The organism is Enterobacter sp. C3_dUdeg (assembly GCF_057536195.1).
Genome location: NZ_BAAKFX010000001.1, coordinates 301,937 through 316,704, shown reverse-complemented (window position 1 = coordinate 316,704; position 14,768 = coordinate 301,937). Strand labels below are relative to the sequence as shown.

General features: G+C 55.7%; 16 protein-coding genes and 1 other annotated feature. Of the genes, 11 read left to right on the top strand and 5 right to left on the bottom strand.

The window, feature by feature from the left end:
* Positions 1-153: 153 nt before the first annotated feature.
* The gene (sbcB, locus tag AC27FC_RS01395) at positions 154-1,590 is read left to right on the top strand and encodes an exodeoxyribonuclease I (protein ID WP_400457227.1); all 1,437 of its coding nucleotides are present in this window, start codon (positions 154-156) and stop codon (positions 1,588-1,590) included.
* Positions 1,591-1,702: 112 nt separating this feature from the next.
* Here the strand turns inward: sbcB and plaP are convergent, their stop codons facing one another.
* The 4 genes from plaP to AC27FC_RS01375 form a co-directional block, all read right to left on the bottom strand.
* Positions 1,703-3,061, bottom strand: a complete 1,359-nt coding sequence (gene plaP, locus AC27FC_RS01390) for a putrescine/proton symporter PlaP (RefSeq protein WP_023312362.1) — start codon at positions 3,059-3,061, stop codon at positions 1,703-1,705.
* Positions 3,051-3,113 carry a membrane protein YoeI gene (gene yoeI, locus AC27FC_RS01385; protein ID WP_099458931.1) on the bottom strand — a complete coding sequence of 21 codons (63 nt, stop codon included), beginning with the start codon at positions 3,111-3,113 and terminating at the stop codon, positions 3,051-3,053. Before yoeI ends, plaP begins: the two co-directional genes overlap by 11 nt.
* A 219-nt stretch (positions 3,114-3,332) precedes the next feature.
* Positions 3,333-4,262 carry a LysR substrate-binding domain-containing protein gene (locus AC27FC_RS01380; RefSeq protein WP_096151385.1) on the bottom strand — a complete coding sequence of 310 codons (930 nt, stop codon included), beginning with the start codon at positions 4,260-4,262 and terminating at the stop codon, positions 3,333-3,335.
* A gap of 41 nt (positions 4,263-4,303) precedes the next feature.
* On the bottom strand, positions 4,304-5,128 hold the full coding sequence (locus tag AC27FC_RS01375) for an SDR family oxidoreductase (protein WP_196354211.1): 825 nt from the start codon (positions 5,126-5,128) through the stop codon (positions 4,304-4,306).
* 175 nt (positions 5,129-5,303) lie between these two features.
* On the opposite strand from AC27FC_RS01375, the gene hisL reads away from it, so the two are divergent.
* The 9 genes from hisL (at position 5,304) to hisIE (ending at position 12,520) form a co-directional block, all read left to right on the top strand.
* Complete coding sequence (gene hisL / locus AC27FC_RS01370) at positions 5,304-5,354, top strand: his operon leader peptide (protein ID WP_001364200.1); 51 nt, start codon at positions 5,304-5,306, stop codon at positions 5,352-5,354.
* Positions 5,330-5,453, top strand: a sequence feature (His leader region). (Overlaps the previous gene by 25 nt.)
* 45 nt (positions 5,454-5,498) lie before the next feature.
* The gene (gene hisG, locus AC27FC_RS01365; RefSeq protein WP_028018500.1) at positions 5,499-6,398 is read left to right on the top strand and encodes an ATP phosphoribosyltransferase; all 900 of its coding nucleotides are present in this window, start codon (positions 5,499-5,501) and stop codon (positions 6,396-6,398) included.
* 5 nt (positions 6,399-6,403) lie between these two features.
* Positions 6,404-7,708 carry a histidinol dehydrogenase gene (hisD, locus tag AC27FC_RS01360; protein WP_196354210.1) on the top strand — a complete coding sequence of 435 codons (1,305 nt, stop codon included), beginning with the start codon at positions 6,404-6,406 and terminating at the stop codon, positions 7,706-7,708.
* Positions 7,705-8,766 carry a histidinol-phosphate transaminase gene (hisC, locus tag AC27FC_RS01355; protein ID WP_196354209.1) on the top strand — a complete coding sequence of 354 codons (1,062 nt, stop codon included), beginning with the start codon at positions 7,705-7,707 and terminating at the stop codon, positions 8,764-8,766. The genes hisD and hisC overlap by 4 nt, the downstream gene beginning before the upstream one ends.
* Complete coding sequence (gene hisB / locus AC27FC_RS01350; RefSeq protein WP_032636078.1) at positions 8,763-9,830, top strand: bifunctional histidinol-phosphatase/imidazoleglycerol-phosphate dehydratase HisB; 1,068 nt, start codon at positions 8,763-8,765, stop codon at positions 9,828-9,830. Before hisC ends, hisB begins: the two co-directional genes overlap by 4 nt.
* Positions 9,830-10,420, top strand: a complete 591-nt coding sequence (hisH, locus tag AC27FC_RS01345; RefSeq protein ID WP_032636077.1) for an imidazole glycerol phosphate synthase subunit HisH — start codon at positions 9,830-9,832, stop codon at positions 10,418-10,420. Before hisB ends, hisH begins: the two co-directional genes overlap by 1 nt.
* Positions 10,420-11,157, top strand: a complete 738-nt coding sequence (gene hisA, locus AC27FC_RS01340) for a 1-(5-phosphoribosyl)-5-[(5-phosphoribosylamino)methylideneamino]imidazole-4-carboxamide isomerase (protein WP_039263827.1) — start codon at positions 10,420-10,422, stop codon at positions 11,155-11,157. The genes hisH and hisA overlap by 1 nt, the downstream gene beginning before the upstream one ends.
* Positions 11,139-11,915, top strand: a complete 777-nt coding sequence (gene hisF, locus AC27FC_RS01335; protein WP_023330862.1) for an imidazole glycerol phosphate synthase subunit HisF — start codon at positions 11,139-11,141, stop codon at positions 11,913-11,915. The genes hisA and hisF overlap by 19 nt, the downstream gene beginning before the upstream one ends.
* Positions 11,909-12,520: a bifunctional phosphoribosyl-AMP cyclohydrolase/phosphoribosyl-ATP diphosphatase HisIE gene (gene hisIE, locus AC27FC_RS01330; protein WP_112778167.1), complete on the top strand. Its 612-nt coding sequence runs from the start codon at positions 11,909-11,911 to the stop codon at positions 12,518-12,520. The genes hisF and hisIE overlap by 7 nt, the downstream gene beginning before the upstream one ends.
* Before the next feature lie 39 nt (positions 12,521-12,559).
* Here the strand turns inward: hisIE and wzzB are convergent, their stop codons facing one another.
* Positions 12,560-13,540: an LPS O-antigen chain length determinant protein WzzB gene (gene wzzB / locus AC27FC_RS01325; RefSeq protein ID WP_112778166.1), complete on the bottom strand. Its 981-nt coding sequence runs from the start codon at positions 13,538-13,540 to the stop codon at positions 12,560-12,562.
* Positions 13,541-13,732: 192 nt separating this feature from the next.
* Here wzzB and AC27FC_RS01320 point away from each other — a divergent pair, with 192 nt between their 5' ends.
* Positions 13,733-14,737: an NAD-dependent epimerase gene (locus tag AC27FC_RS01320; RefSeq protein ID WP_196354208.1), complete on the top strand. Its 1,005-nt coding sequence runs from the start codon at positions 13,733-13,735 to the stop codon at positions 14,735-14,737.
* Positions 14,738-14,768: the final 31 nt, after the last annotated feature.

Sequence of the window (14,768 nt, the reverse complement as noted above, 5' to 3'; positions counted from 1 at the left end):
GTTCTGATGTCGTTACCTGGCTTAATTGCAAAAAAATGTGACAGAGCACAGATTTTTCTCTGAAGCTGGCGCGCAAATTTGCTCGACGGCGGTGCTTTTTATTCGGTCTGAACCGCACGATCGTTTACCATAGTGACGTCATTTTTTAACAGGATGGTATTACTGGTGTCTGACTCTGCCGCTCGCCCGACTTTTTTATTCCATGACTACGAAACCTTTGGCACGCACCCGGCGCTGGACCGACCGGCGCAGTTTGCCGCCATCCGTACCGACGACGAATTCAACATTATTGGCGAGCCTGAGGTCTTTTACTGCAAACCGGCTGATGACTACCTGCCGCAGCCCGGGGCGGTCATGGTCACCGGGATCACGCCTCAGGAAGCGCGCGAGAAAGGCGTTAACGAGGCAGAATTCGCCCGACGCATCCACGATCTGTTTACCGTCCCCAATACCTGCGTGGTCGGTTACAACAACATCCGCTTCGATGACGAAGTGACGCGCAACATCTTCTATCGCAACTTCTACGATCCCTATGCCTGGAGCTGGCAGAACCGCAACTCACGCTGGGATTTGCTCGACATCATGCGCGCCTGTTATGCCCTGCGTCCTGAGGGCATTAACTGGCCGGAAAACGAGGAAGGGCTGATCAGCTTCCGGCTGGAACACCTGACGCGCGCCAACGGCATCGAGCACAGCAATGCCCACGACGCGATGGCGGACGTCTATGCCACCATTGCCATGGCGAAGCTGGTGAAAAACGCGCAGCCCCGGCTGTTTGAGTATCTGCTGAGCCACCGCAGCAAGCAGAAGCTCATGACCCTTATCGACGTACCGCAGATGAAACCCCTGGTGCATATCTCCGGCATGTTTGGAGCCTGGCGCGGTAATACCAGCTGGGTCGCCCCGCTGGCCTGGCATCCGGACAACCGTAATGCGGTCATCATGGTGGATTTAGCCGGCGATATTTCGCCGCTGCTGGAGCTCGACAGCGATACCCTGCGCGAACGGCTCTATACCCCGAAAAATGAACTCGGCGATCTGCCTGCGGTGCCGGTCAAACTGGTGCATATCAATAAATGTCCGGTACTCGCGCAGGCGAATACGCTGCGCCCGGAAGATGCGGACAGACTGGGCATTAACCGTCAGCGCTGCCTCGATAACCTGAAAGTGCTGCGCGATAACCCGCAGGTGCGCGAGAAAGTGGTCGCCATCTTTGCCGAGGCGGAGCCGTTCGTGCCGTCTGAAAACGTGGATGCCCAGCTCTACAACGGCTTCTTCAGCGATGCCGACCGCGCGGCGATGAATATCGTTCTGCAAACCGAGCCGCGTAACTTACCGGCGCTGGATATTACTTTCGCCGATAAACGCATCGAAAAGCTGATGTTTAACTACCGCGCGCGTAACTTCCCCGGCACGCTGGACGAGGCAGAGCAGGATCGCTGGCTGCAGCATCGTCGCAATGTCTTTACCCCTGAGTTCCTTAATAGCTATGCCCAGGAGCTGGAAATGCTTTATGGCCAGTATGAGGGGAATGCTGAGAAACAGGCGCTGTTGAAATCCCTGTTCCAGTACGCTCAAGAGATTGTCTGAGCGAGCGGTATAAAAAAAGCCGGAGGCGATGTCTCCGGCTTTTTTTTGCCCGCTGGCACAGGCCAACGGGTGTGTCGTTTTGTAGGCCGGGCAAGCGCCACCCGGCGAGTCATTACGCGACGTCTTCGTACTGAGGAACCGGGTTACGGAAGCTCTTCGTGACGCAGGCCAGGTAAATCAGGCCGATACCCGCCCAAATCAGGCCAAGCACCATAGAGCTCTCTTCCAGGTTAACCCACAGCGCGCCCACGGTCAGGGCACCGCACATCGGCAGGAACAGATACTGGAAGTGGTCTTTCAGCGTCTTGTTACGCTTTTCACGGATCCAGAACTGAGAGATAACCGACAGGTTAACAAAGGTGAACGCCACCAGCGCACCGAAGTTAATCAGCGCCGTTGCCATCACCAGGTCAAAGTTAATCGCCAGAAGCGCAATGGCACCGACCAGGATGATGTTCATCGCCGGAGTACGCCAGGTTGGATGAACGTAGCCGAAGAAGCTTTTCGGGAATACGCCATCGCGGCCCATCACGTACATCAGACGCGCAACGCCTGCATGCGCGGCCATACCGGACGCCAGTACGGTAATGGTGGAGAAGATCAGCGCGCCAACCTGGAACGCTTTACCCGCCACATAGAGCATGATTTCCGGCTGAGACGCATCCGGATCCTTGAAGCGGGAGATATCCGGGAAGTACAGCTGCAGGAAATAGGTCGAGAAAATAAAGATCAGACCGCCAATCAGCGCCGTCAGGAAGATGGCGCGAGGGATCACGCGCTCTGCGTCTTTCGTTTCTTCAGACAGGTTGCTGATGCCGTCAAAACCGGTAAAGGAGAAGCACAGAATGGTTGCCCCGGTAATCATCGGGATCACATGGGCATCACCAGACCAGAACGGCTTGCTGCTCGCCAGAGTGCCGGCGCCTTCGCCGTGGAACACACCGTAAATCACCATGCCAAGAATAACGGCAATCAGGACAACCTGAAGGACGACGATCACGGAGTTAAAGTTGGCAACGGACTTAATGCTGCGCAGGTTAAAGGCGGTCATAAAGGCTACCAGCGCCACGACGAACATCCAGGATGGAATCGACGGCACCAGCGCTTCAAAATAAATTTTTGCCAGCAGAATGTTGATCATCGGCGCGAACAGATAGTCGAGCAGCGAAGACCAGCCCACCATAAAGCCAACTGTCGGGCTGATGGATTTCTGGGCATAGGTGTAGGCGGAACCAGCAGACGGATAGCGACGCACCAGTTTACCGTAGCTCAGCGCGGTAAAGAGGATTGCAATCAGCGCGAAGCCATAAGCCGTCGGCACATGACCGTCTGTGAGGCCTGATACGATACCGAATGTATCGAACAGCGTCATCGGTTGCATATAGGCAAGGCCCATCATAACAACCGGAATCAACGTAAGCGTTTTACGTAATTCCACGCGAGAGGTGTTTGGAGTTGCGTTATGCGACATAGTTATTCTCCTTTACGGTGATAACCGCCACGTAAGCGAAAAATTGCCCCATTTCTTTCTTCCTCAGCGACAACAACTGTCGGATTTTAGTAAATATCTATCCGGTACGAAGCCCGGCCTCTTGGTTTTTAGTTTCGTTTCGTACATGCAAAAAAAAATAACCGACGCCTTTTATATCGTCGATTATTCATTTGGTTGCAGCGGCCGCATTTTGCCCCACATCGGATACAAAAGGCAATACTTTGCAAAGCATGGGACAATTTTCTTTTTACTAACTGGCTGATTTCTGGACGTCGGGCTGAGAGTAAACGGCGGCGATAGCACTATTTGCTAAAATCTCGTCTCGCCACCAGGCGCTTGCAAGCCCGGCAGTTTGTTCATTCCAGCCTACCCACACCGATTCATTACTGCTTTGAGCAAGTACCTGTTTTTCAACAAGCGCGCCGCTGTCAATAAACCGCTGCGCCAGATAGCGCGGTAAATAGCCGCAGCCCAGGCCGCTTATTTGCAGTTCCAGCTTGGTTTTAAAGTCGAAAACGGTAATGGCCTCCTGCTCATCAAGTAGCTGCGAGGAGACCGAGCATTCCGGACGAGAGCTGTCCCCGACCACGATGGCGCGGTAGCCTTTAATCACGCGACGGTTAAGCGGCTCGGGTTCCTGAGCCAGCGGGTGATGGGGCGCCACGGCAAATACCTGCTCCAGCACGCCCAGCCGGGCAAAACCAAAATCACTCAGCTGGGGAGGCTCATGGAGTGCACCGACGAAAATGTCCGCCCTGCCCTGCGTTAAGGCATCCCAGGAGCCACCCAGCACGCCGTTGATAAAGATAAGCCGGGTCACGCTGTGGTGTTGATAGAAGGCTTCAATCAGCGGCGTCAGGAGAGAAAACGGAAAAGTATCATCCACGCCAATAACCAGCTCGTTTTCCCAACCCTGATGAAGTTTTACGGCCTGTTTTTCGAGTTCACGAACGGTATGGAGGACTTCACGGCCTTTTTCCAGCAGCATCTGTCCGGTACGGGTGAAACGTGCGCGGTGCCCGGTGCGATCGAGGATCTGGATATTGAGATCGCTTTCCAGTTTTTGAACGGTATAGCTCAACGCAGATGGGGTTTTGTAGAGCTTTGCTGACGCAGCGGCAAAGCTCCCCTCTTTTTCCAGAGCATCCAGAATAATAAGAACATCCAGCAGCGGTTTCATGCTCGCCCCCTTCTGGTGCGCGATCGTCTCCGCTGCGGGTCTTATTCCATGGGCATCACCAGCGGATCGGGATACTGATACTCAAACCCCAGCTCATGACAAATGCGATTGCCATCAACAATTTTGCCTTTACTGTCATCCTTTGCCTCACCAAAAACCGGCGGAGCCAGACCCAGCTGACGTGCCATCAGCGGGTAAAACGTGCTGCGTGCCGGATGAGAAGGTGCACATATATTATAGATGTGTCCACCTTTCGGAGCCTGTAAGAGTAGCTCAATCGCAGCAACAACATCGTCAAGATGCACAAGATTGACGACATGCTGGCCGTCTGGCGCAGACTTACCGGCAAAAAAGCGTCCCGGATGGCGGCCGGGGCCCACCAGCCCCGCCAGACGGACGATATCGACCTGCGTGCCGGGAAGATTATGCAGCCAGTCTTCCAGCTCTTTCAGAACCTGACCGCTCGCCGTCACGGGACGGCGCTCGGAACTCTCTTTCACCACGCCCGCAACTTCGCCATACACCGACGTCGAGCTGGTAAAAATGATGCGCGGAACATGGTGCGCCAGCGCGCTGTCGACGATCTCCTGCATCGCCTGCAGATAAAACGACTCGCCCGGGCCACTGCGCCGCGCGGGGAGCGTGATCACCAGCGCATCGACGTTCATCAGCGTGTCCAGATCGTCAGCATCACACACCAGCTCCGGTTCAAGGCGCAGCTCAACGCCATCAATACCGCACATGCGCGCTGCCTCTACCCCATCCGCCGTGGTTTTGCTCCCGGTCACCTGCCAGCCTTTTGCGGCTAATGACATCGCCAGCGGCATTCCCAGCCATCCTAAACCGACAATCGCGACCTTTTTCATGCGAATTCTCCTGACTCTCACTCGTCTTTTATAAGGCTACGCCAGCCCGGCAGAACACACAATTCATAGCATCAATATGAAATGAATTAATGATCAAAAAAAGCCCTTGCAATATGTCGTACAACTGGTTTAGGTTAAAAGACATCAAATGAATAAGCATTCATCGAGAATTTATATGACACGCGTTCAATTTAAACACCACCATCATCACCATCATCCTGACTAGTCTTTCAGGCGATGTGTGCTGGAAGACGTTTGGATCTTCCAGTGGTGCATGAACGCATGATAAAGCCCCCGGAAGATCTTCTTCCGGGGGCTTTTTTTTGGACCAAATTCAGACAGGTTAAAACAGGTTAACGAGGAATAAAGAATGTTAGATAACTCACGCTTACGCATAGCTATTCAAAAATCAGGCCGTTTGAGCGATGACTCACGCGAACTGCTGGCCCGCTGCGGGATTAAAATTAACCTGCACACCCAGCGCCTGATTGCTCTGGCTGAAAACATGCCCATCGACATTCTGCGCGTGCGTGATGACGATATTCCCGGCCTGGTCATGGATGGCGTCGTTGACCTCGGCATTATCGGGGAAAACGTGCTGGAAGAAGAGCTGCTGACCCGCCGCGCGCAGGGCGAAGATCCGCGTTACTTCACCCTGCGTCGTCTGGACTTCGGCGGCTGCCGCCTGTCCCTGGCTACGCCGGTTGACGAAGCGTGGGACGGCCCGGCCGCGCTGAACGGCAAACGTATCGCCACCTCTTACCCTCACCTGTTAAAGCGTTATCTCGACCAGAAAGGCGTGCAGTTTAAATCCTGCCTGCTGAACGGCTCCGTTGAAGTGGCGCCGCGTGCGGGTCTGGCGGACGCCATCTGTGACCTCGTCTCTACCGGCGCGACGCTGGAAGCCAACGGTCTGCGCGAAGTGGAAGTGATCTACCGCTCTAAAGCGTGCCTGATTCAGCGCGACGGCGACATGGCCGACGCCAAGCAGCAGCTGATCGACAAGCTGCTGACCCGCATTCAGGGCGTGATTCAGGCGCGTGAGTCCAAATACATCATGATGCACGCCCCAACCGAGCGTCTGGATGAAGTGATTGCCCTGCTGCCGGGCGCTGAGCGTCCAACCATCCTGCCGCTGGCGGGCGATCAGCAGCGCGTGGCGATGCACATGGTGAGCAGCGAAACCCTGTTCTGGGAAACCATGGAAAAACTGAAGGCGCTGGGCGCAAGCTCCATCCTGGTGCTGCCTATTGAGAAGATGATGGAGTAATGGCCATGAGCTTTAACACAATCATCGACTGGAACACCTGTAGCGACGCACAGCAGCGCGAGCTGCTGATGCGCCCGGCGATTTCCGCCTCTGAGAGCATCTCACGTACCGTGACGGAGATCCTGGATAACGTCAAAGCCCGTGGCGATGACGCGCTGCGTGAATACAGCGCGAAGTTTGACAAGACGAAAGTCGGTGCATTACAGGTTACCGAGCAGGAAATCATTGATGCCAGCAATCGTCTGGGTGACGATATCAAGCAGGCGATGGCCGTCGCGGTGAAAAACATTAATACCTTCCACACCGCGCAAAAGCTGCAGACCGTGGATGTCGAAACCCTGCCCGGCGTGCGTTGCCAGCAGGTCACGCGCCCGGTTGCGTCCGTTGGCCTCTATATCCCTGGCGGTTCTGCCCCGCTTTTCTCCACCGTACTGATGCTGGCGACACCCGCGCGAATTGCCGGGTGTCAGAAAGTGGTGCTGTGCTCACCGCCACCGATTGCCGACGAGATCCTCTATGCGGCGAAGCTCTGCGGCGTGCAGGCGGTCTATAAAGTGGGCGGCGCGCAGGCGATTTCGGCCCTGGCGTTCGGCACGGAATCCATTCCTAAGGTCGACAAAATTTTTGGCCCGGGCAATGCGTACGTGACCGAAGCCAAGCGCCAAGTCAGCCAGCGTCTGGACGGCGCGGCCATCGATATGCCTGCCGGCCCGTCTGAAGTGCTGGTGATTGCCGACAGCGGCGCAACGCCGGACTTCGTGGCCTCCGACCTGCTTTCTCAGGCGGAACACGGCCCGGACTCGCAGGTCATCCTGCTGACGCCGGACGCCGATATGGCGAAATGCGTGGGCGAAGCCGTTGAGCGCCAGCTTGCCGACCTGCCCCGCGCCGACACGGCACGTCAGGCGCTAGCGGCCAGCCGCCTGATTGTGGCGCGCGACCTGGACCAGTGTATTACCATCTCCAACCAGTACGGCCCGGAGCACCTGATCATTCAGACCCGCAACGCGCGCGATCTGGTTGACAGCATTACCAGCGCGGGCTCGGTGTTCCTCGGCGACTGGTCACCGGAGTCCGCGGGCGATTACGCCTCCGGCACCAACCACGTGCTGCCCACGTATGGCTACACCTCTACCTGTTCGAGCCTGGGCCTGGCGGATTTCCAGAAACGCATGACCGTGCAGGAGCTCTCCCGCGAAGGGTTTGCGTCACTGGCGTCTACTATTGAAACCCTGGCCGCCGCCGAGCGGCTGACCGCCCACAAAAATGCCGTTACGCTGCGCGTTGCAGCCCTGAAGGAGCAAGCATGAACATTGAAGAGTTAGCCCGCGAAAATGTCCGTCGCCTGACGCCTTACCAGTCGGCGCGTCGTCTGGGCGGTAAAGGGGATGTCTGGCTGAACGCCAACGAATTCCCGACGGCGGTGCAGTTTGAACTGTCGCAGCAAACGCTGAACCGCTATCCGGAGTGTCAGCCAAAGGCCGTTATTGAAAACTACGCGCAGTACGCGGGCGTGAAGCCAGAGCAGGTGCTGGTCAGCCGCGGCGCGGATGAGGGCATTGAACTGCTGATCCGCGCCTTCTGCGAGCCGGGCAAAGATGCGGTGATGTACTGCCAGCCTACCTACGGCATGTACAGCGTCAGCGCGGAAACCTTCGGCGTAGCGTGTCGCAACGTGCAGGCGCTGGAGAACTGGCAGCTGGATCTTCAGGGGATCGCCGACAATCTCGATGGTGTAAAAGTGGTATTTGTCTGTAGCCCGAACAACCCGACCGGACAGATTATCAACCCGCAGGATATCCGCACTTTGCTGGAAATGACGCGCGGTAAAGCGCTGGTGGTTGCCGACGAAGCCTACATCGAGTTCTGCCCACAGGCGACGCTGGCAGGCTGGCTGGAAGAGTATCCGCACCTGGTGGTGCTGCGTACGCTGTCGAAAGCCTATGCCCTTGCGGGTCTGCGCTGCGGATTCACCCTGGCAAATAAAGAGGTCATCGACCTGCTGCTGAAAGTGATCGCCCCGTACCCGCTCTCAACGCCGGTTGCCGATATTGCGGCACAGGCGCTGACGCCACAGGGGATCAACGCGATGCGCGAGCGCGTGGCGCAAATCCTGGAGGAACGTCAATATCTGGTGACGGCCCTGAAGGATATCCCTTGCGTCGAGCAGGTATTCGACTCGGAAACTAACTACATCCTGGTGCGCTTCACCGCATCGAGTGCCGTATTTAAATCTTTATGGGATCAGGGCATTATCTTACGAGACCAGAATAAACAACCTTCTCTGAGCGGCTGCCTGCGCATTACCGTAGGCACCCATGCAGAGAGCCAGCGCGTGATTGACGCCCTGAAAGCGGAGAAAGTATGACCCAGAAGATCCTTTTCATCGATCGTGACGGCACCCTTATTTCGGAGCCACCAGCCGATTTTCAGGTCGACCGATTCGACAAGCTGGCTTTTGAACCGGACGTGATCCCGGTGCTGCTTAAGCTGCAAAAAGCAGGCTTTAAGCTGGTGATGATCACCAACCAGGATGGTCTGGGTACCGACAGCTTCCCGCAGGCGGACTTTGACGGCCCGCATAATCTGATGATGCAGGTGCTAACCTCTCAGGGCGTGGTATTTGATGAAGTGCTGATTTGCCCGCACATGCCGGCCGACGAGTGTGACTGCCGTAAGCCAAAGGTGAAGCTGGTAGAGCGCTACCTGGCTGAAGATGCGCTGGATAAAACCAACAGCTATGTCATCGGCGATCGCATCACCGATATCACGCTGGCGGAAAACATGGGCATCGCGGGGCTGCGCTACGATCGCAACAACCTTAACTGGGCGAAGATTGGCGAGCAGCTGACAAAGCGCGACCGCTATTCCCACGTAGAGCGCAACACCAAAGAGACGCAGATTGATGTGAAGGTCTGGCTGGACCGTGAAGGCGGCAGCAAGATCCACACCGGCGTCGGTTTCTTCGATCACATGCTGGACCAGATTGCCACCCACGGCGGTTTCCGCATGGAAATTACGGTAAAAGGCGATCTCTACATTGACGATCACCACACCGTGGAAGATACCGGCCTGGCGCTGGGTGAAGCCCTGAAGCTGGCGCTCGGCGACAAGCGCGGCATTAACCGTTTCGGCTTTGTCCTGCCGATGGACGAGTGTCTGGCGCGCTGCGCGATGGACATCTCCGGCCGTCCGCACCTGGAATACAAAGCTGATTTCACCTACCAGCGCGTGGGCGATCTGAGCACCGAAATGGTGGAGCACTTCTTCCGCTCCTTGTCCTACACCATGGGCCTGACGCTGCACCTGAAGACCAAGGGCAAGAACGACCACCACCGCGTGGAGAGTCTCTTTAAAGCCTTTGGCCGTACCCTGCGCCAGGCAATTCGCGTGGAAGGTGACGCCCTGCCTTCATCGAAAGGAGTGCTGTAATGAACGTGGTCATTCTGGATACCGGATGCGCCAACCTGAACTCCGTCAAATCGGCGATTGCGCGCCACGGCTATGAGCCGGTGGTAAGCCGTGACCCGGACGTGGTGCTGCGCGCCGACAAACTCTTTTTACCGGGCGTGGGCACCGCGCAGGCGGCGATGGATCAGATTCGCGAACGCGAGCTGGTCGACCTGATCAAAGCCTGTACCCAGCCGGTGCTGGGCATTTGTCTGGGCATGCAGATCCTGGGCCGCCGCAGCGAAGAGAGCAACGGCGTTGACCTGCTGGGCATTATTGATGAAGACGTGCCGAAAATGACCGATCGCGGCCTGCCTCTGCCGCATATGGGCTGGAACCGCGTCTACGCCAAAGCGGGCGACCGGCTGTTTCGCGGCATCGAAGACGGCGCGTATTTTTACTTCGTGCACAGCTACGCCATGCCGGTGAACGTGAATACGATCGCCCAGTGCACCTACGGCGAGGCGTTTACGGCGGCCGTACAGAAAGACAACTTTTTCGGCGTACAGTTTCACCCGGAGCGCTCTGGCGCCGCGGGCGCGCAGCTGCTGAAAAACTTCCTGGAGATGTGATGATTATTCCCGCGTTAGATTTAATTGACGGTACGGTTGTCCGTCTGCATCAGGGCGATTACGGCCAGCAGCGCGACTACGGAAACGACCCGCTGCCGCGTCTGCAGGATTATGCCGCCCAGGGTGCGCAGGTACTGCACCTGGTGGATTTGACGGGCGCGAAAGACCCGGCGAAACGCCAGATCCCGCTGCTTAAACAACTTGTTGCGGGCGTTGATGTGCCCGTCCAGGTCGGCGGCGGCGTGCGTACGGAAGATGACGTCGCGGCGCTGCTGGACGCTGGCGTGGCCCGCGTGGTGGTGGGTTCAACCGCCGTGAAAGATCCTGAGACAGTGAAAGGCTGGTTCCGCCGCTTTGGCGCCGATGCTCTGGTGCTGGCGCTGGACGTGCGTATTGACGAACAGGGTAATAAGCAGGTTGCCGTGAGCGGCTGGCAGGAAAACTCCGGCGTGACGCTGGAAGAATTGGTCGATATCTACCTGCCCGTTGGCCTGAAGCACGTGTTGTGTACGGACATCTCCCGGGACGGAACGCTGGCGGGCTCTAACGTCTCGCTGTATGAAGAGGTCTGCGCACGCTATCCGCATGTGGCGTTCCAGTCTTCGGGCGGTATCGGTGATATCAGCGACGTGGCCGCGCTGCGCGGTACCGGTGTGAAGGGCGTGATTGTGGGCCGGGCCCTGCTGGAAGGTAAATTTACTGTGACGGAGGCGATTCAATGCTGGCAAAACGGATAATCCCCTGCCTGGACGTACGCGATGGTCAGGTCGTGAAAGGCGTGCAGTTCCGCAACCACGAGATCATTGGCGACATCGTCCCGCTGGCAAAACGCTATGCCGATGAAGGCGCCGACGAGCTGGTCTTTTACGACATCACCGCCTCCAGCGATGGCCGCGTGGTCGATAAAAGCTGGGTGGCACGCGTGGCGGAAGTGATCGACATTCCGTTCTGCGTGGCGGGCGGTATTAAATCCGCTGACGACGCCGCCAAAATTCTCTCGTTTGGCGCCGACAAGATTTCGATTAACTCCCCTGCCCTGGCCGACCCGGAGCTGATCACCCGCCTCGCCGATCGTTTTGGGGTGCAGTGTATTGTGGTTGGGATCGACACCTGGTATGACGCCGCAACGGGCAAGTACCACGTGAACCAGTACACCGGAGATGAAAGCCGCACGCGCGTGACGCAGTGGGAAACGCTCGACTGGGTGCAGGAAGTGCAGAAGCGTGGCGCGGGCGAAATTGTCCTCAACATGATGAACCAGGACGGCGTGCGTAACGGGTATGACCTCGAGCAGCTGAAAAAAGTCCGTGCGGTCTGCCACGTTCCGCTGATCGCCTCCGGCGGCGCGGGCACCATGGAACACTTTCTTGAAGCCTTCCGCGATGCGAACGTGGACGGCGCGCTGGCCGCTTCCGTGTTCCACAAGCAGATTATTAATATTGGTGAGTTAAAAACGTACCTGGCCGACCAGGGCGTGGAGATCAGGGTATGTTAACAGAGCAACAACAGGCGCAGCTGGACTGGGAAAAAACTGACGGGTTACTGCCGGTGGTTGTCCAGCATGCCGTCTCAGGCGAAGTGCTGATGCTGGGGTATATGAGCCAGGACGCGCTGGCGAAAACGATCGACAGCGGCAAAGTGACCTTCTACTCGCGCACGAAACAGCGCCTGTGGACCAAAGGCGAGACCTCGGGTCATTTCCTGAATGCAGTGAGCATAACGCCTGACTGCGATAACGACACCCTGCTGGTGCTGGCAAACCCAGTCGGCCCAACCTGCCATAAGGGCACCAGCAGCTGCTTCGGCGAGGCGAGCCACCAGTGGTTGTTCCTGTATCAACTGGAACAGCTGCTGGCAGAGCGTAAAACAGCGGATCCCGGGAGTTCCTATACCGCGAAACTGTACGCCAGCGGAACCAAGCGTATTGCACAGAAGGTGGGTGAAGAAGGCGTTGAAACCGCACTGGCCGCGACCGTGCATGACCGCGAGGAGCTGACGAATGAAGCGTCTGATTTGATGTACCACCTGCTGGTGCTGCTGCAGGATCAGGAGCTGGATTTGACGGCGGTGATTGAGAATCTTCGCAAACGTCACAAATAAAAAAACCGGGGAATATCCCCGGTTTTTTTAATCTGCAAATCAGACTTTTGGTTTGTAGTTGCGCAATGCGTTGCGGCCAAGCACAAAACCGGAACCAAGCAACCCGCCCAGCAGTACAGCAAGAATCAGAACAATCACTTTTTTCGGGCTGTCACGACGCACAGGGAGTTCCGGCTTCATGACATAACGGTAAACGTGGATCGTTTCCGGGTTTACATTCAGATTCTGGATGTCCAGCAGATTTCGCCTGGTCTGATAATAGGCTCTTGGGAAGACCAACGGGAGAGAAGCTTCGTTGTCAATCATTGATTTCAGCCCCTCACTTCCCAGCAGGAACATGGTTTCCTGAGTCACTTCCTGGGTTTGCTGAAGCTGAGGCGAGGTAATTTTCGCCGCTTCAGCGTTCTTTAACGCCTCAGCAATCTGTTTGATACGCAGATCTTTTTGCTCCTGAGCTACCCTCTCCTGGTTTTTCAGAGAATCGTTCAGGGTCTTTATCTGCTCCTTAATATTGTCATTAAGGTCAGCGGCGAGTTCTTTAGCCGTTTGCTCATCAACCTGCTGAATGTACTGCGCTAGCTGCTTTTGCGCGGCTTCTGCCGATGTACTGGTATACGATACAATTAACGGGAGCGGCTGATCTTTAACCTTGGGCTCAATCGTCAGTTTTTCAGGCTCAGCCTGATTTTCAAGCGCCTGTGACAATGCCGAGAATGAGGCGCTAAAACGGCCGATAGCGCGCGTTTGGTTGTCAGTCATTGTAGGTGCGGCGGTACCGTACAGAATATTCAACGCATTAGAATAGGTGGCAATCTGAGCTGCGTCAGGTTGTGCAATGATTGCACTAGAGGTCCACTTTTCTTTAGCAACGGATAAATATCCAATTGCCAGGGCGATACAAACAACAACAAAGGTTGCTACCACCCACTTCCCACGCCACAGCTGCAGCACTAAATCAAGTAAATCAATTTGCTCCAGGTCATTGCTTCGGCTGACCTGGCTATTGTTATTTTGCGTCATACAATCCCTAACTGATAAAAAAAGGGCAAACATAATTTTGTTTGTATAGTTTATCCATTACTGGCGATTTTTCTATAAGAATCCGATGAGTAATATCGGAAAGATGGGTTATGTAACTTACACCCTTCGCGCTATCATAGACGCCATGTGATGCGTTACGGCATCTATAGAATAGGGTTTATGAGGGAAGCTATGAAATTTTTAGTCACGGGCGCTGCAGGTTTTATCGGTGCGAATGTCAGTAAACGCCTCCTTGAGGCCGGTCATCAGGTTGTTGGTATCGATAACCTCAATGAATACTACGATGTCAACCTGAAGCTGGCGCGCCTGGAACTGTTAAAATCTGAGAGTTTCACCTTCCACAAGCTGGAATTAGCTGATCGGGTAGGTATGGCCACGCTTTTCGCAAGTGAAAAGTTTGATCGTGTGATTCATCTGGCCGCTCAGGCGGGCGTACGTTACTCCCTGGAAAACCCTCACGCGTACGCGGACGCCAACCTTATTGGCCATCTCAATGTGCTGGAAGGCTGCCGCCATAATAACGTGCAGCATCTGCTTTATGCCTCATCCAGCTCCGTATATGGCCTCAACCGCAAGATGCCCTTCTCGACTGACGATTCCGTGGATCACCCGGTCTCACTCTATGCCGCGACCAAAAAAGCCAATGAGCTGATGTCGCACACCTATTCGCATCTATACAACTTGCCGACCACCGGCCTGCGCTTCTTCACCGTATATGGTCCGTGGGGACGTCCGGACATGGCGCTATTTAAGTTTACTAAGGCGATCATTGAGGGCAAAAGCATCGATGTCTATAACTACGGTAAAATGAAGCGCGACTTCACGTACATTGATGACATCGCTGAAGCAATTATTCGTCTGCAGGATGTTATTCCTCAGTCAGACACAAACTGGACCGTTGAGACCGGCTCCCCGGCAACCAGTTCAGCGCCTTACCGGGTCTACAACATCGGTAACAGCTCGCCAGTAGAACTGATGGATTACATTACCGCGCTGGAAGACGCGCTGGGTAAAAAAGCCGAGAAAAACATGCTGCCTCTCCAGCCAGGCGATGTTCTGGAAACCAGTGCCGATACCCAGGCACTTTATGAAGTGATCGGATTTAAACCGCAAACCTCGGTTAAAGATGGGGTGAAGAACTTCGTCGGCTGGTACCGCGATTTCTACAAGGTTTGAAAATAAAAAACCCGGCAATTCAGCCGGGTTT

Bases quoted from the DNA above. Each gene is read 5' to 3' on its own strand.
- sbcB (WP_400457227.1), top strand. From the start codon at position 154: ATGGTATTACTGGTGTCTGACTCTGCCGCTCGCCCGACTTTTTTATTC.
- plaP (WP_023312362.1), bottom strand. From the start codon at position 3,061: ATGTCGCATAACGCAACTCCAAACACCTCTCGCGTGGAATTACGTAAA.
- AC27FC_RS01380 (WP_096151385.1), bottom strand. From the start codon at position 4,262: ATGAAACCGCTGCTGGATGTTCTTATTATTCTGGATGCTCTGGAAAAA.
- AC27FC_RS01375 (WP_196354211.1), bottom strand. From the start codon at position 5,128: ATGAAAAAGGTCGCGATTGTCGGTTTAGGATGGCTGGGAATGCCGCTG.
- hisG (WP_028018500.1), top strand. From the start codon at position 5,499: ATGTTAGATAACTCACGCTTACGCATAGCTATTCAAAAATCAGGCCGT.
- hisD (WP_196354210.1), top strand. From the start codon at position 6,404: ATGAGCTTTAACACAATCATCGACTGGAACACCTGTAGCGACGCACAG.
- hisC (WP_196354209.1), top strand. From the start codon at position 7,705: ATGAACATTGAAGAGTTAGCCCGCGAAAATGTCCGTCGCCTGACGCCT.
- hisB (WP_032636078.1), top strand. From the start codon at position 8,763: ATGACCCAGAAGATCCTTTTCATCGATCGTGACGGCACCCTTATTTCG.
- hisH (WP_032636077.1), top strand. From the start codon at position 9,830: ATGAACGTGGTCATTCTGGATACCGGATGCGCCAACCTGAACTCCGTC.
- hisA (WP_039263827.1), top strand. From the start codon at position 10,420: ATGATTATTCCCGCGTTAGATTTAATTGACGGTACGGTTGTCCGTCTG.
- hisF (WP_023330862.1), top strand. From the start codon at position 11,139: ATGCTGGCAAAACGGATAATCCCCTGCCTGGACGTACGCGATGGTCAG.
- hisIE (WP_112778167.1), top strand. From the start codon at position 11,909: ATGTTAACAGAGCAACAACAGGCGCAGCTGGACTGGGAAAAAACTGAC.
- wzzB (WP_112778166.1), bottom strand. From the start codon at position 13,540: ATGACGCAAAATAACAATAGCCAGGTCAGCCGAAGCAATGACCTGGAG.
- AC27FC_RS01320 (WP_196354208.1), top strand. From the start codon at position 13,733: ATGAAATTTTTAGTCACGGGCGCTGCAGGTTTTATCGGTGCGAATGTC.